This is a genomic window from Ruania zhangjianzhongii (assembly GCF_008000995.1).
In the GTDB taxonomy this organism is placed as follows: Bacteria; Actinomycetota; Actinomycetes; order Actinomycetales; family Beutenbergiaceae; genus Ruania; species Ruania zhangjianzhongii.
This window is the reverse complement of record NZ_CP042828.1, coordinates 2,880,087-2,905,822: the sequence shown is the minus strand read 5'-3', so window position 1 is coordinate 2,905,822 and position 25,736 is coordinate 2,880,087. Positions and strand designations below refer to the sequence as shown.

Annotated in this window: 21 protein-coding genes; 12 read left to right on the top strand and 9 right to left on the bottom strand. The window is 68.3% G+C overall.

Features of this window, described 5'->3' with window-relative positions:
* Positions 1 to 29: 29 nt before the first annotated feature.
* Positions 30 to 887 carry a MurR/RpiR family transcriptional regulator gene (locus FU260_RS13535; protein ID WP_147917542.1) on the top strand — a complete coding sequence of 286 codons (858 nt, stop codon included), beginning with the start codon at positions 30 to 32 and terminating at the stop codon, positions 885 to 887.
* Positions 884 to 2,005, top strand: coding sequence for a serine hydrolase domain-containing protein (locus FU260_RS13530; RefSeq protein WP_168211776.1), 1,122 nt, complete (start codon positions 884 to 886; stop codon positions 2,003 to 2,005). Before FU260_RS13535 ends, FU260_RS13530 begins: the two co-directional genes overlap by 4 nt.
* A 3-nt stretch (positions 2,006 to 2,008) precedes the next feature.
* Here the strand turns inward: FU260_RS13530 and murQ are convergent, their stop codons facing one another.
* The 8 genes from murQ to FU260_RS13490 form a co-directional block, all read right to left on the bottom strand.
* Positions 2,009 to 2,929 carry an N-acetylmuramic acid 6-phosphate etherase gene (gene murQ / locus FU260_RS13525; RefSeq protein ID WP_147917540.1) on the bottom strand — a complete coding sequence of 307 codons (921 nt, stop codon included), beginning with the start codon at positions 2,927 to 2,929 and terminating at the stop codon, positions 2,009 to 2,011.
* A 13-nt stretch (positions 2,930 to 2,942) separates the two neighbouring features.
* A complete protein-coding gene (locus FU260_RS13520; RefSeq protein WP_147917539.1) occupies positions 2,943 to 3,800 on the bottom strand; it encodes an ABC transporter ATP-binding protein in 858 nt (285 codons plus the stop codon).
* Positions 3,797 to 5,626 carry a dipeptide/oligopeptide/nickel ABC transporter permease/ATP-binding protein gene (locus FU260_RS13515; protein ID WP_147917538.1) on the bottom strand — a complete coding sequence of 610 codons (1,830 nt, stop codon included), beginning with the start codon at positions 5,624 to 5,626 and terminating at the stop codon, positions 3,797 to 3,799. Before FU260_RS13515 ends, FU260_RS13520 begins: the two co-directional genes overlap by 4 nt.
* A gap of 3 nt (positions 5,627 to 5,629) precedes the next feature.
* Positions 5,630 to 6,607, bottom strand: coding sequence for an ABC transporter permease (locus tag FU260_RS13510; RefSeq protein WP_147917537.1), 978 nt, complete (start codon positions 6,605 to 6,607; stop codon positions 5,630 to 5,632).
* A 67-nt stretch (positions 6,608 to 6,674) separates the two neighbouring features.
* Positions 6,675 to 8,333, bottom strand: a complete 1,659-nt coding sequence (locus FU260_RS13505; RefSeq protein WP_147917536.1) for an ABC transporter substrate-binding protein — start codon at positions 8,331 to 8,333, stop codon at positions 6,675 to 6,677.
* Positions 8,330 to 9,313 carry a GNAT family N-acetyltransferase gene (locus tag FU260_RS13500; RefSeq protein WP_147917535.1) on the bottom strand — a complete coding sequence of 328 codons (984 nt, stop codon included), beginning with the start codon at positions 9,311 to 9,313 and terminating at the stop codon, positions 8,330 to 8,332. Before FU260_RS13500 ends, FU260_RS13505 begins: the two co-directional genes overlap by 4 nt.
* A gap of 4 nt (positions 9,314 to 9,317) precedes the next feature.
* Positions 9,318 to 10,028 carry a PIG-L deacetylase family protein gene (locus FU260_RS13495; protein ID WP_147917534.1) on the bottom strand — a complete coding sequence of 237 codons (711 nt, stop codon included), beginning with the start codon at positions 10,026 to 10,028 and terminating at the stop codon, positions 9,318 to 9,320.
* Positions 10,025 to 11,209, bottom strand: coding sequence for an exo-beta-N-acetylmuramidase NamZ family protein (locus tag FU260_RS13490; RefSeq protein WP_147917533.1), 1,185 nt, complete (start codon positions 11,207 to 11,209; stop codon positions 10,025 to 10,027). The genes FU260_RS13495 and FU260_RS13490 overlap by 4 nt, the downstream gene beginning before the upstream one ends.
* Positions 11,210 to 11,309: 100 nt before the next feature.
* Here FU260_RS13490 and FU260_RS13485 point away from each other — a divergent pair, with 100 nt between their 5' ends.
* The 8 genes from FU260_RS13485 to FU260_RS13450 all read left to right on the top strand — a co-directional run bounded on the left by FU260_RS13485 (position 11,310) and on the right by FU260_RS13450 (position 21,832).
* Entirely contained in the window at positions 11,310 to 12,842 is a 1,533-nt protein-coding gene (locus FU260_RS13485) for a glycoside hydrolase family 3 N-terminal domain-containing protein (protein ID WP_168211775.1), read from the top strand.
* 135 nt (positions 12,843 to 12,977) lie between these two features.
* Positions 12,978 to 13,991 carry a LacI family DNA-binding transcriptional regulator gene (locus FU260_RS13480; RefSeq protein ID WP_147917531.1) on the top strand — a complete coding sequence of 338 codons (1,014 nt, stop codon included), beginning with the start codon at positions 12,978 to 12,980 and terminating at the stop codon, positions 13,989 to 13,991.
* Positions 13,992 to 14,236: 245 nt separating this feature from the next.
* Positions 14,237 to 15,589, top strand: coding sequence for a M24 family metallopeptidase (locus FU260_RS13475; RefSeq protein WP_147917530.1), 1,353 nt, complete (start codon positions 14,237 to 14,239; stop codon positions 15,587 to 15,589).
* 29 nt (positions 15,590 to 15,618) lie between these two features.
* Entirely contained in the window at positions 15,619 to 16,695 is a 1,077-nt protein-coding gene (locus FU260_RS13470; protein ID WP_147917529.1) for a substrate-binding domain-containing protein, read from the top strand.
* Between the two features lie 24 nt (positions 16,696 to 16,719).
* Complete coding sequence (locus FU260_RS13465; RefSeq protein ID WP_147917528.1) at positions 16,720 to 18,276, top strand: sugar ABC transporter ATP-binding protein; 1,557 nt, start codon at positions 16,720 to 16,722, stop codon at positions 18,274 to 18,276.
* Complete coding sequence (locus FU260_RS13460; RefSeq protein ID WP_168211774.1) at positions 18,266 to 19,456, top strand: sugar ABC transporter permease; 1,191 nt, start codon at positions 18,266 to 18,268, stop codon at positions 19,454 to 19,456. Before FU260_RS13465 ends, FU260_RS13460 begins: the two co-directional genes overlap by 11 nt.
* A gap of 87 nt (positions 19,457 to 19,543) precedes the next feature.
* Positions 19,544 to 20,983, top strand: coding sequence for a M81 family metallopeptidase (locus FU260_RS13455; RefSeq protein WP_147917526.1), 1,440 nt, complete (start codon positions 19,544 to 19,546; stop codon positions 20,981 to 20,983).
* 93 nt (positions 20,984 to 21,076) lie between these two features.
* On the top strand, positions 21,077 to 21,832 hold the full coding sequence (locus FU260_RS13450; RefSeq protein ID WP_147917525.1) for an SDR family NAD(P)-dependent oxidoreductase: 756 nt from the start codon (positions 21,077 to 21,079) through the stop codon (positions 21,830 to 21,832).
* 3 nt (positions 21,833 to 21,835) lie between these two features.
* Here FU260_RS13450 and FU260_RS13445 read toward each other — a convergent pair whose 3' ends face one another.
* Positions 21,836 to 23,065 carry an MFS transporter gene (locus FU260_RS13445; RefSeq protein WP_235912343.1) on the bottom strand — a complete coding sequence of 410 codons (1,230 nt, stop codon included), beginning with the start codon at positions 23,063 to 23,065 and terminating at the stop codon, positions 21,836 to 21,838.
* A 19-nt stretch (positions 23,066 to 23,084) separates the two neighbouring features.
* Here FU260_RS13445 and FU260_RS13440 point away from each other — a divergent pair, with 19 nt between their 5' ends.
* Both FU260_RS13440 and FU260_RS13435 read left to right on the top strand, forming a co-directional pair.
* Positions 23,085 to 23,657: a TetR/AcrR family transcriptional regulator gene (locus FU260_RS13440; protein WP_235912342.1), complete on the top strand. Its 573-nt coding sequence runs from the start codon at positions 23,085 to 23,087 to the stop codon at positions 23,655 to 23,657.
* 257 nt (positions 23,658 to 23,914) lie between these two features.
* Positions 23,915 to 25,705 (top strand): HNH endonuclease signature motif containing protein, encoded by a 1,791-nt coding sequence (locus tag FU260_RS13435; protein WP_147917523.1) that lies wholly within the window; start codon positions 23,915 to 23,917, stop codon positions 25,703 to 25,705.
* Positions 25,706 to 25,736: the final 31 nt, after the last annotated feature.

Sequence of the window (25,736 nt, the reverse complement as noted above, 5' to 3'; positions counted from 1 at the left end):
GGACCGGCAGCTGCAGGAGGGCGACAACGATGAGCATCCAGTCCCGGATCCAGGCGACGCTGGCGACCTTTCCGCCGTCGATCGGCAGAGTGGCCCAGGAGGTGCTCGCCGATCCGCAGCGGGTACTGGATGGCACCATCACCGACCTGGCCCGCCGCTGCCAGACCTCGGAGACCACTGTGGTCCGGTTCTGCCGCGCGCTCGGCCTGAACGGGTTCGTGCAGCTGAGGGTGCAGCTGGCCACCGAGATCGGGCGGGACGGGGCGCACCGGTCGACGAAGGGGAACTACGTCGCCGACATCTCCGCCTCCTCCACCCTGGAGGAGCTCGTGGACAGCATCCGCTACACCGAGAGCCTGTGCATCGAGGAGACCATCGAGAGCCTGGACCTCGGCGAGCTCGGCCGGGTGGTGGACGCGATCGAGGGCGCCTCCCGGATCTCGCTGTACGGGGTGAGTGGCTCCGGGTGGAGCGCCGCCGACCTGCACCGCAAGTTGTTCCGGATCGGTCGCACCGCCTACAGCTTCTCCGACGGGCACGACGCGCTCACCTCGATCGCCCTGATGGGACCGGGAGACGTGGCCGTGGGCTTCTCCCACCGGGGCAGCACCGCCGAGGTGGTCACGTTCCTGGCTGCCGCCCGGGAACGAGGCGTGACCACCGTGGCGGTGACCAACGTCGGTTCCTCGCCGGTGGCCAGGACCGCCGATCTGGTCCTGCAGACCACAGTCCGGGAGGCCACCTTCCGGTCCGGGGCGATGGCCTCGCGCACCGCCCAGCTGCTCGTGGTGGACTGCATCTTCGTCGCCGTTGCGCAACGCCGGATGGCCGAGACCGCGGACGCCCTGCGCGGCACCTACGACGCCGTGCACCAGCGGACAGAGTGAGTACCGGGACACCGCTGCAGGCTCGCCTGCAGGACCTGCTCGACGGCGCCACCTCAGCGGCGATAGCCACCCCACCCGGGCAGGCCGAACCGGTCGACGGCGCGCCGGGGGCAGCGGCGCTGATCGCCCACCGGGGCGAGGTGCTCGCCCAGGCGCACTCGGGCTGGGCGGTGGCGTTCGCCGCGGATGGCCGGTTGCTCCCCGAGCCCGAGCGTGAGCCGGTGCGGCCGGACCAGCTCTGGGACGTGGCCTCGGTGACCAAGCTGTTCACCGCCGTCTGCGTGCTGGCCCACGCCGAGGCAGGAGTGCTCGACCTGGACCGCCCGGTGGCCGAGGACCTGCCCGAGTTCGCCGCCAGCGATCCGGATCGTGCCCGGGTACTGCCGCGGCACCTGCTCACCCATACCGCCGGCCTGCCGTCGGTGCTGCCGTTGTGGCGACGCCGCGGCAGCCGTGACCAGCTCGCAGGGCAGATCCTGCGGACCCCGCTGCTCCGGGCACCGGGGGAGCAGCACGAGTACTCCTGCGTCGGCTACCTGACCCTCGGGCTGCTGCTGGAGCGCCGCACCGGCCGCCCGCTGCCCGAACTGGTGCAGACCTGCGTCACCGGCCCGCTCGGGATGGCCGATACCGGGTACACACCACCGCCCGGCCGTCCGGTAGCGGCCACGGAGTACCAGCACGACCCAGCGCGCGGTCTGGTCCGCGGCCAGGTGCACGACGAGACCGCATGGGCACTCGGCGGGGCCGGGAACGCCGGGATCTTCTCCACACCTGCCGACCTGCTGCGGTTCGCGGAGGAGGTACGCACCGGTGCCCACGGCCTGCTCGGGGACACCAGCCGCACCCTGTTGCGCACCGGTACGCTCACCGCTGCCGAGACGGCGCGGATCGGCTACGACCAGGCGATCGGGTTCCGGCTCGGGCAGGAGTCGCTGACCGGTAGCACCGAGGCCGGCCCGCTCGGCCACAGCGGCTTCACCGGCACCGCTGTGGTGATCGACCCGGGCCGCGAGCTGGTCAGTGTGCTGCTGTCCAACCGGGTGCACCCGCGCCGGGAGTCGTTCACCGTCGAGCGGCTGCGCGCCGAGCTCGCCGGCCTGGCCCGCACCGGCTGAGGATCAGTCGCCGTCCAGGATCGGAGCGAGCCGGCCGCCGTGGCTGGCGAGCAGCACCTCCGCGGCCTCCCGGTCGACCTGCCGGGCGATCATCACGGCGGCCACCGGGATCCGGTCACCGGCGGCGCGCAGTGCACGCGCCGCCTCGGCCCGCTCGCAGCCGGTGATCCGCACCAGCAGCCGTTCCCCCCGGTCCCGCAGCTTGGCGTTGGTGACCGCCAGATCGACCATCAGGTTCTGGTACGTCTTGCCGATCCGCACCATCACCGCTGTGGACAGCATGTTCAGCAGCTGTTTCGTGGCCGAGCCCGCCTTCAACCGGGTGGAACCGGCGATCACCTCGGCACCGACCTCCACCTCCAACGGGTGGTCCACCGCGGCGCCCAGCGCAGAATTGGTGTTGCAGGCGATCCCGGCCGTGCGCGCACCGGCCTTCCGGGCCGCGGCCACTGCGGCCAGCACGTACGGGGTGCGACCGCTCGCCGCGATCCCGACCACCGTGTCCTCTGGCTGGATGCCGAGTCGCTCGATGTCCGCGACACCCTGCTCGGTGGAATCCTCCGCCCCCTCCACCGCGGTGAAGACCGCCCCCCGGCCGCCGGCGATCAGGCCCTGCACCGTCTCCGGAGAGACGTGGAACGTGGGTGGGCACTCGGCGGCATCCAGCACCCCGAGCCGACCGGAGGTGCCCGCTCCCACATACACCAGCCGCCCGCCGCTGCGGATCCCCTCGGCCACCGCCTCCACCAGGAGCGCCAGCTCGTCGAGGACCGCGCTCACCGCGATCGGCACCTGCGCCTCGGCGTCGTTGAGTGCCGTCAGCACCTCCCGGGCGGTCCGCCGGTCCAGGTCCCGGTACTGCTCGTCCACCCGCTCGGTGGCCAGCGTGGCCAACCGGAGCTTCTGCTGCTTGCTGTGCGTCATGTCCTTGCGCCTCTCAGCCGGCCAGACGCCGTTGGGGGTTCGGGGCTGCGGCGAGCAGCCGCCGGGTGTACTCGTGCTGTGGCTCGTCGATCACCGCTGCGCTGCTGCCGCGCTCGACCACCACGCCGTGGTACATCACCAGGGTCTGGCTGGAGTAGGCACGTGCCGAGCCCAGATCGTGTGTGATGTACAGCACTGCGAGGTTCTCGCTGCGGCGTAAAGCGTCGAGCAGGTCGAGCATCTCCTTGCGGATGGTCACGTCCAGCATGGACACCGGTTCGTCGGCCAGCAGCACCTGGGGCTCGGCGGCCAGTGCCCGGGCGAAGGACACCCGCTGGCGCTCACCGCCGGAGAGCTCGTGCGGGAACCGGTGCAGGTACTGCTCGGCGGGGTTCAGCTCCACTTTGCGGAGCAGCTCCAGGCTCTTCGCCTCCACCTCGTCCTTGCGCCGGGCACCGTGGTGGATCGCCAGGGCGCGGCCGAGCACGTGGCTGACCCGGTGCACCGGGTTGAGCGAGGCGAACGGATCCTGCAGCGTCATCTGCACGGTGCCGGTGTACCGGATGAACGCCCGGCCGCCGGTAGCCGCCACCGGCTCACCGTGCAGCAGGATCTCCCCCGAGGTCGGCGGGATCAGCTGGGCGAGGATGCGGCCGACGGTGCTCTTCCCCGAGCCGCTCTGGCCGACGAGCGAGGTGACCTCGCCCCGCCGGAGCTGGAGCGAGACCCGGTCGACGGCGCGCATCTGCTCGCGCCGCAGCCCACGCCGCCGCCCGGCGAAGTCTTTCACCAGCTCTCGTGCCTCGAGCACGACCTCGGCGCCGGTCCCGGCCGTCGTGGTCTCCTCGGCGGTATCGCTTCTACCCGTCATACCAGCGCTCCAAGGTCAGAGAGTGAACGCAGCAGTGCCTGCGTGTACGGGTGCCGCGGGTCGGTGTAGACGTCGGTCGCGGCGCCGTACTCCACCAGCCGCCCGCGCTGCATCACCGCGATCGTGTCGGAGACTTCCAGCAGCAGGGCGAGATCGTGAGTGGTGAAGATGATCGCGAAGCCGAACTCGTCCCGCAGCGCCATCACCTGGTCCAGCACCTCCCGCTGTACCAGCAGGTCCAGTGCTGTGGTCGGCTCGTCCATCACGATCACGTCCGGGTCGCAGACCAGCGCGATCGCGATCGCGACCCGCTGCTTCATCCCGCCGGAGAGCTCGTGCGGGTAAGCGGTGATCCGGTCGGGATCGACGCCCACCTTGGTGAGCATCGTGCGGGCCAGCTCCGCCCTGGCCGCCGGTCGCATCTGTGGCCGGTGCACCCGGAGCACATCGTCGAACTGGGCGGAGACGCGCATCACCGGGTTCAGGGCGTTCATCGCGCTCTGGAACACGATCGAGAGCTCGGTCCAGCGGAACTGGCGCAGTTCCTCGGCAGGCAGGTGCAGCAGGTCCACCTCCTGCCGCTTCGGCGCTTTGCCGGTGGCCCGAATCTCCCGGTGGTAGGTGATCGAACCGCTGGTCACCTCCGCCGGTGGGCGTAGCAGCTGGGTGATCGCGTTGGTGAGCGTGGACTTGCCGCTCCCGGACTCTCCGGCCAGGCCGAGCAGCTCTCCGCGGCGCAGCGTCAGGGAGACGTCCTGGACCGCGTGCACGCGCCCTTCTGCGGTCGCGTAGTCCACCACCAGGTGCTGCACCTCGATCACCGGTTCCCCCTCGCTGCCCCCGGTGCGGATCTGCGGCTGGGCCTCGGGTACCGGGAGCACGTCGGAGGGGGCATCGGGGGACGTGATCGCCTCGGCGGCCGTCTTGGCGGTGGCGGCCTCACCGGCGGTCGCACCGGCGAGCGGGACGGGAGCAGCCTTGGCGCGGCTCTTCCCGGTGCGCAGCCGCGGGTTGGCGTACTCGTCGATGCCGAAGTTGATCAGCGCCAGTCCGGCGCCGATCACCGCGATCGCCAGACCTGGTGGGACGAACCACCACCACGCCCCGATCAGGAACGCCTGGGCGTTCTGGGCGAAGTAGAGCATCGAGCCCCAGCTGGTGGACGTCAGCGAACCGAGACCGAGGAAGGACAGGCCGGCCTCGGAGAGGATGCCGGCGATCACCGAGAACAGGAAGCCCGAGGCGATCAGCGGTAGCGCGTTCGGCATGATCTCGCTGACGATGATCCGCACCCGGGACTCGCCGGTGGCGCGGGCCGCTTCGACGAAGTCGCGCCGGCGCAGCGACATGGTCTGCGCGCGCAGCACCCGTGCCGATCCAGCCCAGGAGGTGATCGCGATGACCACTGCCACCGAGACCATTCCGCGGGAGGGCAGGTAGCCGGTGAGCACGATCAGCAGCGGCATTCCTGGCATCACCAGGAACACCGCGGTGAGGATGTACATCAGATCGTCCACCAGGCCGCGGAAGTACCCGCCGACCACCCCGATGAGGATGGACACCACCTGGGAGACCACACCCGCGAACACACCGACCGCGAGGGATACCCGGGAGCCGTAGACGAACTGGGCGAACACGTCCTGTCCGGTCTGGGTGGTACCGAGCCAGTGCTCGGCCGAGGGCGGCGCGAGGATCTCCCCGCCGCTGGCGCGCGGCCCGTACGGGGTGAGCATCGGCCCGACGATCGCCACCAGGGCGAAGAAGATCACGATGATCAGTCCGGCGAGCACCTTGCCGGACGTGGGCAGCCAGGATCGCAGTCGCATACCTCAGGCCTCCTGACGGGTGCGCGGGTCGAGGAAGATGTAGACGATGTCGGCGAGCAGGTTCGCCACGATCACCGCCAGGGAGATGATCAGGAACAGGCCCTGCATCAGCGGGAAGTCCTGGTTCTGCACTGCTTGGAACAGCGTGTAGCCAACTCCGGGGTAGTTGAAGATCACCTCGGTGAGCATCGAGCCGCCGACGACGGCGCCGAGCGCCAGCGCGAACCCGGTCACCGACGGCAGGATTGCGTTCCGAGCGGCGTAGTTGACCAGCACCATCCGCTTCGGCAGCCCCTTGGCCTCGGCCATCGTGACGAAGTCCTCGCCGAGCACGGTGACGGTCATGTTCCGCATGCTCAGCACCCAGCCGGCGAACGAGGCGATCACGATGGTGATCGCCGGCAGCGTGCCGTAGTACAGCACCGAGGAGATGAACTCCCAGCTCCAGGCGCGGTCGACGGACACGTCGTAGGCGCCGGCGACCGGGAAGATGTCTGCGTTCACCGAGAGCAGCAGCACCAGGATGAGCGCCATCCAGAAGTACGGCACCGCGTTCAGGAAGGTCAGCGTGGGCAGCGCGTGGTCGGTCCAGGAGCCGCGACGCCAGGCGAGCACCACCCCCAGCCCGGTGCCGACGAAGAAGCTGATGATGGTGGTGACGCCCACCAGGCCGAGGGTCCACGGCAGCGCACCCATGACGATCTCGGCCACCGGAGTGGGGTGGAACCCGATCGAGAGCCCCAGGTCACCGGCGAACAGGTTCTGCAGGTACGTCCAGTACTGCTCGTGCAACGGAGCGTCGGTGATGCCGTAGCTCTCGGCGATCGCCGCCATCGCCTCGGGGCTGATTCGCCCCTCGGTGCGTTCGATCAGCAGCGTCACCGGGTCCCCGGGCATCAGCCGGGGGATGAGGAAGTTCAGCGTCACCGCCGCCCAGGCGATGAACGCGTACAGCGCGATCTTGCGCAGCAGATACTTCACGCGGAGGCTCTCTCTGGGTTGAGCGCGGGTGCCGACCGGCGGTGTGGGCCGGCACCCGCGCCGGCGGTCACTGCGCCGGGGTGAGGTTCCGGACCACCAGCATGATGTCCGGGTTCTGGAACGGAGCCCCGAAGGCGTACGGGTTCTCCTCGGTGGGCCAGCCCTCCCAGCGCTCGCTGGTGTACTGGAACCAGTTCGGCGACTGGATCATCGGGACCAGCGGGAGCTGCTCCACCATGATCTGCTCCAGCGAGTCCAGTGCGGCCTGCTGCTCCGCCTCGTCGTCGGTACCGGCGTACGCGTCCAGCGCTGCGTCGGCGTCGTCGTTGTAGAAGCGGCTGAAGTTCTGCCGTACCGCACCGTCGCTGGCGTACTCCGAGCTCATCATCGACCGGTACATGTCGAACGGGCTCTGCCCGATCGCGGTCGCGGAGATGGTCAGGGCGAAGTTGCCCGAGTTCCGGGTCTCTACCCAGGCCTCGAAGGAGACACCCTGCGGCACGATCTCGATACCGACCTCGGCGTACTGCTCCACCAGCAGCTGGCTGATCGTGACCCAGTCCACCCAGTCCGAGGGGATCTCCAGCGGGTAGGACATCGCCTCGCCGTCGGGGGTGGTGCGCACCCCGTCCGCACCCCTCTCATAGCCGGCGTCATCGAGGATCTGGTTGGCAGCCTCCACGTCCCGAGCGAAGGCCGCGTCGGCGTAGTCGGCGCTGAGCGAGTCCTGGTAGGCCGGTTGCGGCAGACCGGTCGGGTGGGCGGCGGGGGTGTACCCCTGCATCGCCACCTCGGAGATCTGGTCCCGGTCCATCGCCAGGCTGAGCGCCTCGCGCAGCTCCGGGTCGTCGAACGGTGCCTCCTGGGTGTTCGGGGTGAGGCTGACCAGCCCGCCGCCCGGGTACCAGTAGCCGCGGTTCTCCGGGTCCTGGGCCACGAAGATGTCGTCGATGTTCGCCACGAAGCCGCCGGACCAGTCGATCTCCCCGGCCTGCAGGCTGGTGGTGAACGTCTGGTCGGTGTTCGCCGGGTAGCGCAGCTGCTCCACCTCGACCTCGTCCGCGGCCCAGTAGTCCTCGTTCTTGGTCATCGTGTACAGCTGCTGCTCGAAGTCCTCCAGCAGGAACGGGCCGGTGCCGACCGGCTCCTCGTTCGTGGTCTCTATCGGGTCCTCGATCTCGGACCAGATGTGCTCCGGTACGATCAGTGAGTTTCCCACCGCGTGCTCGAAGGCGAACATCGGCTCGGAGAACTCGATCTCCACGGTGAGGTCATCGGTGGCGGTGGCCCCGACCACGTCCAGCGCGGACAGGTTCGTGGCCGGCTGGTCCACGAACATGGTGAAGGTGAACTCCACGTCCTCGGCGTTGAACTCCTCACCGTCGGACCAGGTGACTCCGTCGCGCAGCGTGTACGTCATCACCGTGCCGTCGTCGTTGAACTCCACGCTCTCGGCCAGCCAGGGCACCGGCTCCTCGAACTGTGGGCTGGAGGCAACCAACGGCTCGTAGATCATCCCGCGTGCCCCGTGCAGCACGCTGGTGGAGAACGGGTTGAAGTTGCGCTGGTAGCTGTTCGAGGAGTTGGCGTGGATGGTCAGCGGCTGGACCTCACCTCCTTCGCCGCCGGAACCGCCGGAACCGTCCCCGCCGCCGGAGCAGGCGGTGAGGATCAGTGCGGCGCCGGTGAGTGCGGCGGCCGCGGTGGTGAGTCGTCGGACTCTCATACGGACCTCTCCCTCGTGGTCTGGGTGGGTAGATGGGCAGGTTCGCGCCGCAGCACGTCGAAGCGACGTGTCACGGTGAACCCGGTGCGCCGGTACAGGTGACCGGCAGGGGATTCCTCTCCGGTCCAGAGGAACCACGCGCTCTGCGCCCCTTCGGCGCGCATCGCGGTCAGCGTGTGGTGCAGCAGGATCTTGCCCAGTCCGGTGCCGCGCAGGGACTCGTCCACCCCGAACGGCCCGAACCGCTCCCGCAGCCCCCGATAGGCGCCGTAGATGGCGAAGGCAGCGATCCCCTGCGGGCCACGGACGATCCGCAGCCGCTCCAGGTGGCCGTGCCGGAGCACAGCGTCGCGCACCGCCTGGGCCCAGTCCGGGGCGAAGTGGTCACCGGCGAACTGGAGCACCTCGGGCAGGTCGTCCGGGGCGGCCGGGCCGAGCTGGTAGCCCTCGGCCTCGCGCTGCTCGGCCAGGTCGAGCACCTCGGTGGGTGTGCGGTAGGTGCTCAGTTCCATCGACATCGCCGCTGCGGTGTAGAGACGAGTGAAGCCGTGCCGGTCCAGCAGCCGGGCTGCCTCCGGGTAGGCGACAGCGTCCAGTCCGGGCACGAAGTAGGCGGGGGCATAGGCGGCCACGTTCACCCAGGCGGCACCTCGATCGTGCAGGTACCGGCCGGCGCGTTCGAGCAGCTCGGTGCCCACGCCGCGGCCGCGGTGGTCGGGGTGTACGCAGCCGATGGTGAGCCAGCCGCCGGGGGCGTCCTCGCGCGGAGCAGCTCCCGCGGTGGTGACCGCGTAGACGAAACCGATCGGTGCGCCGTCGTGCTCTGCGATGATCAGCCCCTCGGGCTGGAAGCCCGCGTCCAGGAGCACGTTCTCGGTGAACCAGTCGGTATCGACCGCATCCTGCGGCATCGCGACGGTGGTGAGTGCGGCCAGTGCTGCTGCATCGCCGCTGCGGTGGCTGCGGTAGGTGGTGGTCATCGGCTCACACCTCCCGCAGCCGGTGGCCGGAATCGGCCAGGGCGACGGCGTAGCTCGCCCGGGTCAGGCAGCCCCGGGTGATCAGCTGCGCGCCGTAGTAGTCGATGTAGCGGAAGCCGTAGGTCTCCCCGCGGGCGAAGGCCTGGCCGCTGATCGCCTCGTGCCAGAGGTTCCGGGCCTGCTCCGAGACCGGGGCGTACCGGGTGGCGACGAAACCCTCGGCGTCCTCCCAGTTCTCGGTGTAGAGCAGCTGGCCTACCCCGTGCCGGCGGCCGGGGCCGTCAGTGGCGTCGGGGTCCTCCTCCCACCCGGGCAGTCCGGCGAGGAACCGGGCCCGTTCGGCGAGCAGGCTGGCCTGTTCGTGGTCGGTGTGCATGCTGCGGCCCCAGTGTGCGAGCAGCAGGTCCGGGCCGATGGTGCGGATGTCCCGGGCGAGCCGGGCGGCCAGCTCGTCGGTGCAGTGCAGGAACCCGTCGGAGAGGTCGTCGTAGACGATCACCTCGGCGCCGATTCCGGCAGCGAAGGCGTGCGCTTCGGCGATCTTTTGCTCCTTGTACTCGGCCACGCTCAGGCGTGGGTGGCCCCGCTCGCCCGGCGTGAGGGCGAGGAGCACGGACCGTCCGCCGTCGAGCGCGTTCTGGGCGAGCAGCGGACCGGCGGCGAGGTCCATATCGCCGATGTGCCCGCCGACGGCGAGGATGGTTCTGGATGTCACGCAGGTGCCTCCGGGTCTCGGGTGTCGGGGGAGTAGAGCAGAGCGTCGGCAGGGGGCGTGGGCGTGGCCGGGCTGACGGCGAGGATCTGGGCCAGCGAGTGGCCGGCGTCGATGCCCTCGCGCAGCGCCGGGCTGCCCCAGAGCAGATCGAGGAACGGCGGCCGCCCGGCGTTGGCCTCCCGCCAGAGCTGCTGGTCGGGGTAGAGATCGGCGATGGTGGCCAGCAGAGTGTGGCCGGTGCGGACCGGGTCGAACGTCTCGCGGTCGATCAGGTGCAGCTGCGCGCCATGCACTCGCTGGCCGGCGCACGTGGAGAACATCGGCGCGAAGACCGCCTCGCGCACCAGCACGCCAGGCAGCTCCTGCTCGGCCAGGGCGGCGGCGAGCCGGGCGTCGGTCCAGCCGGCACCGAACAGCTCGAACGGTTTGGTGGTGCCCCGGCCCTCGGACAGCGTGGTGCCCTCCAGCAGTCCGGTCGCCGGGTAGAGCACGGCAGTATCCGGGGCGGGCATGTTGGGTGAGGGCAGCACCCACGGCTGATCCCCGCGTGCGTCCCGGTGGCCCCCGGTGGTGATGACGTCCAGGTCGGCCGAGGTGCCGGTGTGTTCGGGTACGTGCACGGCGTTGAACCAGCGGGCAAGCTCCCCGATGGTCAGGCCGTGCTGGAGCGGGATGGAGACCCGGCCGACGAAGCTCGCGCAGCTCGGCGCGAGCCCGGGCCCGGCCACCCGGCCTTCGAGCGGGTTCGGCCGGTCCAGGACCACCACCCGGTGGCCGGTGCGGGCGGCGGAGCAGAGCAGGTCGAACAGCGTCCAGGTGTAGGTGTAGAACCGGGTGCCAATGTCCTGCAGGTCGAGAACGATCTGCTCGGTACCGGTGCGCTGGAGCATCGCGTCCAGCTCCGGGCTGCTGACCTGGTAGGTGTCCAGCACCGGCAGTCCGGTCGGCTCGTCCCGGCCATCCCCCTCGCTCTCCCCGGCCTGGACCGCGCCCCAGTAGCCGTGCTCCGGGGTGAGCAGACAGCGCACCGGGAGTCCGGCGTCGACGAGGGCGTCCACACCGCGACGCAGGTCCTCGGTGACCGCGGTGTAGTTGCCGCACAGCGCGATCGGGCCGGTTCCGATCAGGCTCGGGTTCTCCAGCACGCGGCTCAGTCCGGTCCGTGGCGACGGGTGCGTCACTGACTTCTCCCCACAGTGTCTTCCCCCTTGGGACGTAAGCAGATTACGGAATGCGTCCCCGGCTGGTCAATGAGTTACCGAACCTAGCATGATGGGTGCTATGCACAGAACCACCACGCCGCCGTCGTCCGCTGGATCACCCCGCTCGCCCCGGCAGTTGGCCCTCGGGGTGCTGATGCCGGGCTTCAACGGCGCCACCGCACCGGACTGGCTGCTCGACGCTGCCGCTGAAGGCCTGGGCAGCGTGATGCTGGTGGCGCAGAACGCCCCCGACATCGCCACCACCCGGGCGCTCACTGATGCCGTGCACGCCGCGGGCCCGGTGTTGATCACCGTGGACGAGGAGGGCGGGGACGTGTCCCGGCTGCAGGCCGCCTCGGGCTCGGCGCTGCCCGGCGCCGGAGCACTCGGAGCGGCCGACGATCTGGACCTGACCGAGCGCGCCGGCGCGGCGCTCGGTGCCCTGGTCTGGGCCGCCGGCATCGACCTGGACCTCGCGCCGGTGCTGGACGTGGCGAGCGAGCCGACCAACCCGGTGATCGGAGTGCGCTCGTACGGCTCCGATGCTGACCAGGTCTCCCGGCACGGTGTGGCGTTCCTGGCCGGACTGCATGCCGGGGGAGTGGCCGGCTGCGCCAAGCACTTCCCGGGCCACGGCGCCACCACCACCGACTCCCACCTGGAGCTGCCGCGGCTGGACATCAGCGAGCAGGTGCTCGCTGATCGTGACCTGCCACCGTTCGAAGCAGCGGCCGCGGCGGGACTGGATGCGGTGATGACCGGGCACTTGCACATCCCCGCCCTCGGACCGAAGCCAGCGAGCCTGGAACCGGCGGTCACCGCGCTGGCCCGCCGCCTGCCTGGCGGGGAGGACCGGGTGATCGTCACCGATGCACTGGATATGCAGGCGGTGAGCTTGGCCGATGCTGACGGGATCGGCGCGGCCTGCGTGCGGGCGCTGCAAGCCGGGGCCGATCTGCTCTGCCTGGGCACCACCGGCGGGCGGGACGATGTGGCAATCTTCGAGGCGGCCGCCGAGGCGATCGTGGGCGGGCTAGCCCGCGGCGAGCTGGCGGCTGAGGCGCTCGAGCGAAGCATCGCCCGGGTCCGCACGCTGCAGCAGCGGATCGCCGGCTATCGGGCCGCGGCGCCTGAGCTCGGTCCGGCGGAGGCAGAGGCCGCGGTGGCCGAAGTCGGTCTGCAGGCCGCGCGCGCCGCCGTCCGGGTGGCGCGGGGGGACGTGCGGCTCGCCGGCGGCGGCCCGCCCGTGCTGGTGGACCTACGGCGCCGGTACAACCAGGCCACCGGCAGGGTGGCCCCCGGGTTCGCGAACGCACTGGCGGACCGGGCGCCCGATGCTCAGGTGGTGCTCGCCGGTGCGGTCGATGCGCCACCGTTGGCGGAGGTGCTGACCGGCTTGGGCGAGGGACCGGTGCTCGCGCTCACTCGCGAGCCGCTCGCGGATGTGCGGGAGCAGCAGGACCTGAGCCTGTTGCTGGCCCGGCGACCGGACGCCGTCGTGATCCACGGCGGAACAGCGGACGGCGCACCGGCGGCGGACCGGCTGGTGCTCGCCCACGGGGTGGGTCGGGCGAACGCCGACGCGGTGCTGCGGCTGGTACTCGGGAGCTGAGCGGATGCGGGTTCTGCCGCTGCGCTGCGGCGGTGTCAGGTTCGCTGACCCGGCGGCGCTGGCAGGCCGCACTCTCCCGCGAGCCTCCCCTCACACTCGCCCCCCGGGCGATTTCCTGGACATATACTGAGCGCCGTGTCCGCCTCGCCCCGCGACAAGCGTCGACCCGCCACCATCTATGACGTCGCGCGGATGGCGGGAGTCTCCCACCAGACTGTCGCGAGATTCCTCCGGGGGGAAGGGGTGCGGGAGCACACGCGGACCCAGGTCGAGGCTGCACTCGTTGCGCTCAATTACCGGCCGAACCAGTTGGCCAAGGCGTTGGCGACGAATCGCTCGTACCGGATCGGCGCGTTCGTCCACGCGCAGGCCCAGTGGGCGCTCCTGGCGATCATGGACGGTGCTGCCGCAGAGGCACGAAAAGCCGGGTATGTCCTGGACTTGGTCAGTGTGGACCCGGAAGATCCTGCCAGTGTCTCGCAGGCGGTGGAGATCATGGCGGAAAGCTCGTTGGCCGGTGCTGTCGTCCTGGCCGCGTCGGACTCCATGCTCCAGGTGATCGATGCCAGCCAGGTGTCCTGCCCCGTGATCGTGGAACGCTCGGCGCGCAAGAACCCGGGGCGGCATCCCGAACCGGACTTCGCCATCGGTGTGGAGCACCTGGTGGATCTCGGACACCGCCGGTTCTTCCACATCGCGGGCCCGTTGGACTGGCCAGCATCCCGCGCTCGGCGGAAGGCACTGCACGCCGTCGCCCAAGAGCACGGGGGAGAGGTGGTTGCCGAAGCCGAAGGCGATTGGTCTGCCGAGGGTGGTTATCAGGCCATGGCCGCTGCGTTCGATCCGCGGCTCGGAGCTACAGCGATCGTCTGTGCCAACGACCACATGGCGTTGGGCGCCCTCAACTGGCTGGCCGGCGCGGGGTTGCGGGTCCCGCAGGAGGTGAGCGTGCTCGGATTCGATGACCTACCGGACGGCGCCTACTACCTCCCCCCGTTGACGACTGTGTCGGTGGACAACCGTGCGTTCGGCCGCAACATCATCCAACGGCTGTTCCGCCAGCTGGGGGTGAGGTCACGAGTGGTCTCGATGAGGGGCGAGCTGGTGGTCCGGGGAACCACCGGCCCGGTGCCGGCAGGCGAAGGATGAGGCCGTCCCGAGTCTGGTGAGGTGTCGACGCCGGTAGCCCAGTGGGCCGCGGTTAGTGCCAGTCAGCCGAGCTGGCTCGCCCCCGCCGGTGGCGGCGCTCGCGCAGAGCAGCACCCTTGCCCGAATGAACTGTTACCGGTACCGTTACCGCTAACAGTTCGCCCGGCGCGGCGTGAGACTCACGACGACCGGCACGCGGAAGCGCATCAAGTGAGGATGCGTCCGCTTGGACGAAGGGAAGCCGAATGGCTGTTGCTCTGCGGGAATTGCGTCCGCTGACCGTCGAGACCGCGGTGGAGAGAGTCGCGCTCTCCGACGAAGTGTTCCAGAACCGTTGTCGCCAGCTCTACGCCGCAGCAGGTTCCGACTGGGTGCTGGTCTGGGGCGATCGCGAGCACTTCGGGAACATTCACTACCTCAGCAATTTCGATCCCCGGTTTGAGGAAGCGGTCCTCCTCCTCGGTCCTGACGGTCGAAGCGCCCTGGTGGTCGGAAACGAGGGCGAGATGTACTCCCACGTGGTCCGCGGTGACCATGAGGTGGTGCTGTGCCAGACGTTCTCACTGATGGGGCAGAAGCGGCAGCAGTCCAGGACGCTGGATGCGGTGTTCCGGGATGCTGGCCTGTCCTCAGCGCGCTCGATCTCGGTGGTGGGATGGAAGTACCCGGAAGTGTTCGAGGAAGTGCCGGGGCAGAACCACTTCGTACCGGCCTACGTCCTGAGCGCCCTGACCGCAGTGGCAGGCCAGGCCGAGTTGGTGGAGCACACGCGCCTGCTGATCGACCCAGTCGGCGGGATGAGGGCCGACAACGAGGCTGAGAACATCGCCCTGCTCGAATGGGGAGCATCCCGTGCCTCGGATGCGGTAGCGCGCATCGTTCGCGCAGTGCGGCCCGGGCTGACCGAGCTGCAGACGATGTCCGCGATGGGGTACGCGGGGGAACCGATGACCTGCCATCCGATGTTCGCGACCGGACGCGGCGGGGGCGCAGCTTTGCGCAGCCCGGGAGCGCGCATCGTTCAGCACGATGATCCGATCTTTGCCGCCGTGGGGTACTGGGGAGGCCTCTCCTGCCGGGCCGGCGTCGTGGCCGAAGCCGACGACGACTTCGTGAACCGGTGGGCCGCGCCCTACTTCGAGGCCCTGGTCACGTGGTACGAGACCGTTCGGCCCGGGATCTCCGGTGGTGACCTGCATGAGGCGGTGTCCGAGCGGTTGGCTGTCGGTGGGATGCATCCTGCGCTCAACCCGGGACATCTCACCGCTACCGAGGAGTGGGTCAGCACGAACGTGCAACCCGGTAACGACACATCCCTAGCCTCGGGGATGGCACTACAGTGCGACGTCATCCCCGCTGGGCTCCCCGATGGAATGCAGCTGAACTGTGAGGACGGGGTCGCTCTTGCCGACGCTGGACTGCGTGCTGAGCTGGCCACCACCTATCCGGCGGTCTGGTCCCGGATCGAGGCGCGCCGCACGTTCATGAAGCAGGAGCTCGGCATCGCCATCGATGACTCGGTGCTGCCCCTTTCCAATACCCCGGGATACTTTGCTCCGGCCTTCCTCGCTCCGGATCGTGTGTTGGTCGCGCAGTAGAGGTTGCCGAACAGGAGAAGGAGGGTGCCATGAAACGCCAACACGTCGTGCTGGCCGCTGTTGCCGCCTCGTGTGCTTTGGCTCTGGGTGCATGTGGAACAGGGAACACCACAGAGATAGGGGGATCGGACGACGATGTCCCGTTGATCGGTATCGCGATGAAGACCGCCGAGCAGGCCCGTTGGCACCATGAAGTCGCCGTGATGGAACGCATCGCCGCCGAGCAGGGGGCCGAGGTGATCGTCCAGTGGGCCAATGATGACATCACCCGGCAGGGAAACCAGTACGAGAATCTGATGTCGCAGGGGGTCGACGCGCTGATTACCGTGCCTGTCAATGACCGCGTCGGAGGCTCCTACCTGCAGACGCTCAGGGACGAGGGTATTCCGATCGTTGCCTACGATCTTCTGCCTCAGGACCTCGAGGTCGACTATTTCGTAACCCGCGATAACCGGGCGGTCGGCGTCGAGCAGGCCCGCGCGGCCCTGGAATACATTGGCGACGACACCGCGAACATCGCCCTGCTCAAGGGAGACGCTGCGAACATGGTGGCGCAGGGCATCGCGGCCGGCTACGACGACGTGCTCGCTGACGCGACCAACCTCACCGTGGTGGCTGACCAGTGGATTCCGTCCTGGTCCACGGAGGGAGCCCTTTCCCTGGCCGAGAACACTCTCTCGGCGCACAACGATGATGTGACGGCCTTCATCGCTGGCACCGACGGGCTGGCCATGGGCGTGGTCCAGGCGGTCCGGGGCCGCGGGCTCGAGGGCGAGGTGTTCGTCTCCGGCCTGGATGTGGAACCTGCCAACGCCCAGCTGATCGCGGAGGGAGTCCAAACCATGTCGATCTGGACCGACCTCGATGATCATGCCGAGACGGCGATCAACGCAGCGATCCAGTTGGCTCGCGGTGAGGTGCCGGAAGCGGACGACACGACCAGTAACGGGGGACCTGAGGTTCCCACCGGGCTCGCCCAGGTGGTGCCGATCTATCGGGAGGATCTGTGCCGCTTCATCCACGAGATCGCACCCGAAGGCTGGATCACTGAGGAAGAGGTGTTCGCGACGACGGAAGTGCCCGAGGACTGTGGCGAACAGGGCTGAGCAGCAGATACTCAATCTCCGACAATGAGGGCGGATGAATCGATGCTTCTGGAAACACAAGATATTTCGGTCGAGTTCCCGGGTGTTCTTGCGGTCGACCACGTCTCCATCGCAGTCGAACCGGGTGAAGTCCGGTCGATTGTGGGGGAGAACGGCGCGGGAAAGTCAACACTGATGAAAGTGCTGGCCGGCGTATATCCGCGGGGTGAGTATCGGGGGCTGATACAGCTCGAGGGCCGGGAGAAGAATTTTTCCGGTGTCGCAGACGCCGAGCGGAACGGGATCGTGATGATCCCGCAAGAGATGAATATGGTCGATGACCGCTCGATTGCGGAGAATCTGTTTCTCAATCGGGTTCCGAAGAGAATCGGCCTCGTTGACGAGAAGAAGATGCTCAGCCTGGCTGAGGAATACCTGGAACCGGTGAATATCGGTGCCTCGCCCACCACGCTGGTCGGTGAGCTGGGCACAGCGCAGAAGCAGATGGTGGCCATTGCCTCAGCGCTGTCCAAGGATGTGAAGGTACTGATCCTCGACGAGCCGACTGCCACCCTGTCCGGGCATGAGAGCGAGCTGCTCTTCGAACAGGTTGCGAAGGTGGCCGCCCGCGGAATCGCGTGCTTGTACATCTCCCACCGCCTCGAGGAAGTCCTTCGTATCTCGGACTCGGTGACGGTGCTGCGCGACGGCCGGCTGGTCGATACCGACCTGGCGTCCGAGCTGTCCGAGAAGCACATTGTCAAGATGATGATCGGCCGGGAGATGGACTCCTTCTTCCCGGAGCGGCAGGCGAGCGTCGGGGACGCCGTGCTCGCGGTCAAGGGGGCGACCGTACCGCACCCGATGGTTCCCGCCATCAATGTCGTCGACGACGTCTCGTTCGAGGTGCGCCGGGGGGAGGTTCTCGGGATCTTCGGCCTCGTCGGAGCCGGGCGCACAGAGTTGGCGACGGCGCTGATCGGCCACGCACCCGGCGGCAGCTTTCAAGAGCTCCGGATCGGGGACCGCACGGTGACAAGCGTTGCGCACTCCGGTGAGGCCCTTGAGCTCGGGTACGGCTACCTGCCCGAGGATCGCAAGTCAACTGCGGTGATCCCCAATCTCGACATCACCCGGAGCATCTCGGTGAGCAGCCTGCGCCGCCTCTCCAGGGCTGGGTGGTTGGACCGGAAGGCCGAGTACGAGCTCGCGGAGGAGTACAGCAGCCACTTCCGCATCAAGACACGCGACCTCTTGACTGAGGTCGTCAACCTGAGCGGCGGAAATCAGCAGAAAGTGATGCTCGCTCGCCTCATGGCTCAGGAGCTCGACGTACTGATCCTGGACGAACCGACCCAGGGAGTGGACGTCGGCGCCAAGGCAGAGATCTACCGCATCCTCAACGAAGCCGCTGCCCGTGGGACGGGAATCATCATGATCTCGTCTGACCTCCCCGAGGTCATGGGTATGGCCGACCGCATCCTCGCGATGCAAAGAGGGCGCATTACCGGTGAGTTCGATGCTGGCGAAGCCAGCTCCCAGGAAATTCTCGAAGCCGCGACCCTGGTTCCACATTCTCAGGAGGTTGACCATGTCTTCTAGTACTGTCAGTGACGATCAGCATCTCGTTCAGAAATCCTCTCCATCAGGACCGCGAAAGTCGCGGCTCCGAGACGTGCGTTGGTATCACCTTGCTCTTGCTGCCCTCGCGATCTTTGCGCTGTTCTACTTCAACAACGAGACCAACGGCGTCTTTCTGTCGCAACGCAACCTGACGTTGCTGCTGAAGCAATCAGCGATCCTCGGCGTGGTGAGCGCCGGCATGGTGATGCTGATCATTGCTCGGCAGATCGATCTCAGCGCCGGAATGGCTGTGTATCTTGTCAGCGTCGTTGTCGCCCAACTGTCCGTCACGCACGGATTCTCGCTGCCGGTGTCGGTTGCGGCGGGCGTGCTGGTCGGGCTCCTGCTTGGAGCGTTCCAGGGCCTGATGGTCGCCAAGTTCGCGATTCCTGCCTTCGTGGTCACCCTGGCGGGGAGCATGATCTTCAAGGGCATCGGTTACGTGTGGACCAACGCCACGGCTATTGGCCCGGCACCGCAAAGCCTGATCTGGCTCAGTGAGGGTTATATCCCACCGGTCGTGTCTGCGGTGGTGATCGGCGCGGCGGCAGCCCTGGTGATCTGGACGACCGTGCGGCGGGGCGTCCGCCTGGTCCGGTGGGAGAAGAGGCGTTCCGACACGGTCAAGAAGGTCGCGATCGTGGCCTGCGTCGGCGCTCTCGGTGTGTGGGTGGCGCTCGGCTACAACGGACTCCCGATGGCAGTGGTGATCGCGGGGATCACCGTGGTCGGGGTGAGCCTGCTGCTGTCCTCGACGGCATTTGGCCGGGGTGTGTATGCGGTTGGCGGAAATCCGCAGGCCGCCCACCTGGCCGGGCTGCGGGTGCCCTGGTACCTGTTCAAGTCTTTCCTGGTGATGGGCGCCATCTACGGGATCGCCGGGGTGTTGATGACGGCGCGTCTGGGCGGAGCAGCCCCCACTGCAGGCGAACTGTTGGAGCTGGATGCCATCGCTGCAGCGGTCATCGGAGGAACCAGCTTTGCGGGCGGCCGCGGGGCGATCCCGGGGGCTCTCCTGGGTGCCCTGCTGCTTACCGGCATCGACAACGCCATGAGCCTGATGAATGTGTCCGCCTTCCTGCAGATGGTGATCAAGGGGTCCATCCTCCTCGCGGCGGTGTGGTTCGACCTCATGGTGCGGTCCAAGCGAAAGCGGTAGGAGACCGCAAACCCAGCAGGCGGAACAGCACAGCGGGCAAGCACTCCGGCCCGCACTACTCCCAGAAGGTAATGGAGAACCACAGCGATGAAGATTTTGTCCGGGCTCATCTATCACGAGTCCAACACGTTCAACCCCTTTCTCACCGGCCTTGACCAGTTTGTGGTGCGCGAGGGTGAGGAGATCCTTGACCGCTTCGCCAGCACGGCGGTCTTCCGTCAGGCGGGAGCCGACGTGGTGCCGTCCGTCTATGCCACAGCGTTCTCGTCCGGACCGGTGACCCGCGAAGCGTATGAATACCTCAAGGCCCGCCTGCTCCGGGCAGTTGAACAGCATTCAGACCTCGATGGCATCTGGCTGCATCTCCATGGCGCGATGTTGATCGACGGGGTGGGGGCAGCAGAGGTCGACCTCCTTCAGGCGGTTCGCGAGCGAGTCGGGGCTGAGATGCCGATCTCAGTCGCGCTCGATCCGCACGGAAACCTCGACCCTCGCGTCCCCGAGCTGGCTACGGTGCTGCGTTCCTACCGCACGATTCCGCATGTGGATCAGCCAGAGATCGAACGCAGGACGGCACACCATCTGCTGGAGATTCTCAGCGGAAAAGTGCAAGGCGGTGCAGTGGCCCACAGCCAGGTGCCCTTTGTGATCAGCGGGGACATTCCACTGTCGGCCAGCAGTCCACTGTCCGACATCCTGGCTGCGCTCGATGAGGTGGAGGCGCTCCCGGGGATCATGGATGCGTCGTTCTTCGTAGGCTTCGCCTGGGCGGACGTCAGTCAATGTGGAGCGTCGGTGGTGGTAGTACCGGAGCGTCCCGAGTGTGCTGGACTCGCTCGAGAACAAGCGGACAAGATTCGCGACCTCGTGTTGGAGCGATACCGGGAGTTCCAGTTCGAGACCCCTACCCTCGAGGTCACCGCGACAGTCGACGCGTTCACCCGAATTGGACGAGCTCCGCTAGTCGTCTCGGACTCGGGAGACAACACCACCGGTGGCGGCGCCGGGTACAGCACCGTCGTCCTGAAGGAGGTTCTCGGCCGGGAACACAAGGAGCGGGTGTGTGTGAGCACGATCTGGTCTCCAGACTCCTTCCTGGCGCTGCGCGGGCACAGCCTGAACGATCGGGTCCGAGTTTCGGTGGGGATGGACCATGACGAGTACAGCCGTCCGATCGAGGTCGAGGGTGTGCTGAAGGCGAGGGGTGATCTCCTCGGCTACATGAGCTCGGCCAAGGACAAAGTAGGGAACACCTGCACGGTCACCGTTGGCAATGTGGATGTGGTGGTGACCGATCGGCCGGGATCGTTCGTGACGCTCGACCATTTCCGGGCCGCCGGATTGGATCCTGCAGACTACTCGGTGATCGTCGTGAAGCAGGGATACCTGTTCCCGGAGATAGCGGAGCTGGCCGGGCAGCACGTCATGTGCATCAGCGCAGGGGCGACGTACCAGTTCATCGAGCACCTGAGCTATCAGAACGTCGCGCGCGAACTGCTCTATGTGGCTGATCGCGTCGACGGATAGTGGTGCGCCGACCCACCGGCTGACGCCGGCGTTCTCGCGCGGGCTCCCGGCCGAAGCGGATCGGTGACGGGAGAGGCACCTACACTTTCCGGCATGCGATTCGACGGCCAGGTGGTCTTCCTCAGCGGTGCGGCACACGGTATCGGGGCGGCGACCGCCCGGCGGCTGCACCAGGAGGGTGCATCAGTGGTGATCGGCGACCGTGACCTGGTCGCGGCAGAGCAACTGGCGGGCGAGCTGGGTGAGCGGGCGAGTGCGGTGGAATGCGAAGTGACCGACCGAGAGTCCGTCGACACTGCCGTTGCCGCCACCGAGGAGCGCTATGGCAGGCTGGACCAGCTGGTCACGGTGGCCGGTGGGTCCTGTGCCATGCCGATCTTCGACGAGCAGACCGACGAGCTCTGGTCCGATCTGATCGAGCTGAACCTGACCGGCACGATGCGCTGCATCCGAGCCGCGTTGCCGCTGCTGCAGCGCAGTGCGCACCCGGCGGTGGTGCTGGTGTCCTCCGTGAACGGTCTGACGGCGTTCGGGGAGGAGGCCTATGGTGCCGCCAAAGCGGGCCTGAGCAACCTGGTGCGCAACCTTGCCGTGCGCTACGGACCGGACGGTGTCCGGTTCAACGTGGTGGCACCGGGCACAGTCCGTACCCGGAACTGGGACCACCAACCGGGGCAGCTGGACCGACTGGCCCGGTTCAGCCCGCTCGGCCGGGTCGGCGAACCGGAGGATCTGGCCGCCGCGATCGCGTTCCTGGCCTCGACCGACGCCGCGTGGATCACCGGGATCACGATGCCGGTGGACGGCGGCGCGCTCGCCGGGCCGCTCCAGGTCAGTCAGCAGGGCTGAGCGTCAGCCCGCCGTGCGCCGGGTCGGCAGCACTCGGGCAAGCACGACCACGGCCAGGCCCGCGAGGGGGATCACCAGAAGGCCAAGACGCAGCGAGGTGGCGTCCGCGACCAGGCCGACCAGCGGCGGAGAGAGTAGGAAGCTGAGCCGCATCAGCCAGGACACCACCGTGAGACCGGTACCGTGCCGCAGCCCGGGGAGGTTGTCCGCCTCGCTCATCGCAGCCGGTACCAGAGTCGCCACCCCGAGCCCGGCCAGAGCGAAGCCCACGACCGTTCCCGGCACTGTGGGCAGGGCCAGCGCCACACCCATGCCGAGGGCGACGACCACGCCACCGGCGCGGGCGACGGCGCGCTGACCGAACCGGTCCACCAACCGGTCGCCGAGCATCCGGCCGATGAACTGCGCACCGACCATCGCAATGTAGCCGGTGGCGGCGAGAGCGGCCGGCGCACCCAGTCCGGAGCCCAGGTACAGGGTGGCCCAGGAGTTGCCGGCGTCTTCCACCAGCGTGCCCGCGATCGCGATCAGGACCAGGGCAGCGAGGACACCGATCGTGCGGGAACCGACTCGGATGCGGATGCTGTTGGACAGTTCGGCGCCATCGGCGGCGACGGCATCCTCGGGGCGGTCTGCGCCGGGGAGGCAGTACCGCAGGGCGATCAGGGAGACGACCGCGAACAGGACGGCCGAGATGCCCAGGTGCAGTCCCAGGGGCAAGTCCAGAGCGATCGCCCCGGCAGCCATCGACCCACCGATCACTGCACCGATCGACCACACGGCATGGAAGGAGTTGAGGATCGACCGCCCATACCCGCGCTGGACCCGGAGCGCGTGCGCGTTCTGGGCGACATCGGTGATCGCATCCATCGCACCGCCGAGGAACAGGGCCGCCGCGAATAGTCCGACAGAGGGGGAGACGCCCGCGAGCAGGATGCCGATACTGGTGCCGAGGGTGCCGACCACCGCCACCGGTGCGGAGCCGAACCGGCGGATCAGGGCGGCGGCGAAGAGGCCGGCTGCGATCGCACCGGCGGGAAAGGCCGCGACGGCGACCCCGTAGGTCGCGTTCTCAAGTCCGAGACTGGCCTTGATCTCCGGGAAGCGGGGGAGGAGGTTGGCGAACAGGGCGCCGTTCGTGAGGAACAGTGCCGCTACTGCGGCCCGGGCACGCTGGTGCGAGCGGGCGGGAGAGCGGCCGGTCTCGATCGGCATATGTACGATCGTACGCATCTCCTTTACGATGCGGTACGTGAGTTCCCCCACGCCCGACGACAGGGCCCGCCAGGTCCGGCGGGTTGACCCGCAGCGCAGGGATCGGATCATCGATGCCTGTCTCGACGTGATCGCCGCCCACGCCGTGGCCGGGACCTCGCACCGCAAGGTAGCGGCAGCGGCGGACGTTCCACTCGGGTCGATGACCTACCACTTCGACGGGATGGAGGGCCTGCTGCAGGCGGCATTCGCCCGGTTCGCCGACTCGGTGGCGGACCAGTTCGACCGCCGGCTTGCTGCCGCTGCCGACCGTGCGGAGGCCGAGCTCGCTGTCGCGACCCTGATCACCACGGATGTGTTCCGCACTCAACGGGACGTGGTGCTCACCCATGAGCTGTACACCCTTGCTGCCCGCGATCCCGAGTTTCGCAGGCTGACCGAGCAGTGGATGGCGCGAAGCCGAGCGGCGCTGGAGCGACACTTCGACCCGGTCACCGCGCGGGTCCTGGACGCGCTGATCGAAGGCCTCACGATCCATCGCGCGCTGGACAGGACGTCATACGCCGACGGCGAAGTGTTGGCTGGAGTGCGGAGGGTCACCCGGGGCTGACCGGTTGGCGGGGGCGGGGGCGGTGGTCGCTGTGTCTTGGGTGGTCGCTGTGGCTTGGGTGATTGTCGTTCGTTGGGTGGTTGTCGTGCCGTGGGTGGACGCCGGGCCCTGGGTGTCGCCGTGCGTGGGTGGCGAGCGGTACGCCGACGGCGGTGTGGTGGCTGGACCGGGACGGGTCATCGCGGATGGGGCGAGAATTTCGTAGAAATACCCTGGAGAGTCTAGCGAACGGGTGTTCGAAATAGTACACTAGTTCTATGGGCGGCGACGTTGATATCTTCTCGGAGGGTTCCGGTGATGGGGGCTCCGGTGCTGGGGGCTGCGGGCGGGGTGGTGCTGTGGGGGTGATGGCTCGGTTGTTGACTGAGTTCGAGGGTTTGGGCGTGGATGAGCAGCTGGTGCGGATGGGTACTGGTGGTGCGTTGTTGGAGCGGTTGCTGGCGTTGGATCTGGACGCGACCGGGGATGGGGGGCTGGTGGAGGCGGTGGCTGCGGCGAACCGGATCTCGGCGTGTGCGGAGGCGGTGAGGGCGCAGGCGGCGGGGGTGCTTGCGGAGCGGGCGTCGATGAATCCGCCGGCGTTGGCGGTCGAGAGTGTTGATGCCGATACCGGTCGGGTTACTGCCACGGATGCGGAGAAGGGGTGTACTGCTCCGGAGGAGTTGGCGGTGCGGTTGGGGTGGACGCGGGGGCAGTGCCGGGATCTGGTGCGGCGGGGCCGGGCGTGGGGTACTCATCTGGTGAATACGGGTGAGGCGCTGCGATGGGGGTGGATCGATGCTGAGCGTGGGCGGGTGATTGCTGATGGGTTGGCGGATTCGTCTTGGCAGGTGGCGATGGCGGTGGAGGATGAGGTGTTGCCGGGGGCTTCGGGGCGTAGTGCGGGGCAGTTGCGTCGTGATATTGCTCGGGCGTTGATCGCTGTGGATCCGGCTGAGGCTGAGGCTCGTGCGCAGCGGCGGCGGGCGCGGCGGCGGGTGAGCCGGCCCCGGGTGTTGGCTGATGAGGTGGCGGCGATGACGATCGAGGGTCCGGCTGCTGATGTGCTTGCGTTGGATCAGGCGTTGCATGCTCACGCGAAAGCCGCCAAAAGTGAAGGGGACTCGCGCACCATGGGCCAGCTGCGCTTCGATGCTCTCGCGGGGGTGGGTTCTCAGGCTTTGGTGAGTGGGCATCTGGGTCCGAAGCACTTGGGCCTGCCACTGGCTCAGAGCGAGGGGCGCAAGCCGGAGGTTCATGTCACGGTCCCGATCGGCCACCTGATCCCGGACGCCCCGGCACAGGCCAACGCCGGTACCGGGGCCAGCACCGGTACCGGAGCCCACCCCAACCCCGATCCCGGTCTCGATCCAGGTGTGGGGGTTGATTGTGGTGATGAGGCGGGTGTGCTGCGCCGGATGCTGACCGCACCACCGGCACCCGCACCCGCAGGTACATCGGCCTGCACCTGTGGTGGCCGCCGGATCGGGTCGGCAGAACCTGCAGACTCGACCGGGTCGGGTGTGTCGGCTGGTCTGGAGGCGCCGTGGTATGTGCCGAGTGAGACTGTGATCGACGTGGGTCCTAGCATCAGCGGCGAGGCGGTGCCGTTCCTGAGTGGGTATGGGCCGATCACTCCTGCTACTGCTCGTGCGTTGGCTGCGGGTGGGATTTGGCGTCGGTTGGTGACCGACCCGGTCACCGATCAGTTGCTGGACCTGGGTCATACCCGGTATCGGCCCTCGAGTGCGTTGGCCGACCATGTCCGGGCCCGAGATGTCTCTTGTGTGCGGCCCGGGTGCTCCACCCCGGCGACCGAGTGCCAGCTCGATCACACCCTGGCGTGGGACCACACCGACCCGGGCGAGGGTGGGTCGACGGCTCCGGCGAATCTGGGCCCGTTGTGCCAGCGGGACCACCAGGCCAAGACCCACGGCGATTTCGAGCTCGAGCAGACCGCTCCCGGGGTCTTCGAATGGACCACCCCGACCGGGCACCGCTACCGCCGCAACCCCGACGGCAGCACCACCCCACTGAGCCACCACCCCGACACCCCACCCCCGTTCTAGCCGGCCCGGTACGAGAGCGGGGGTGGGCGGG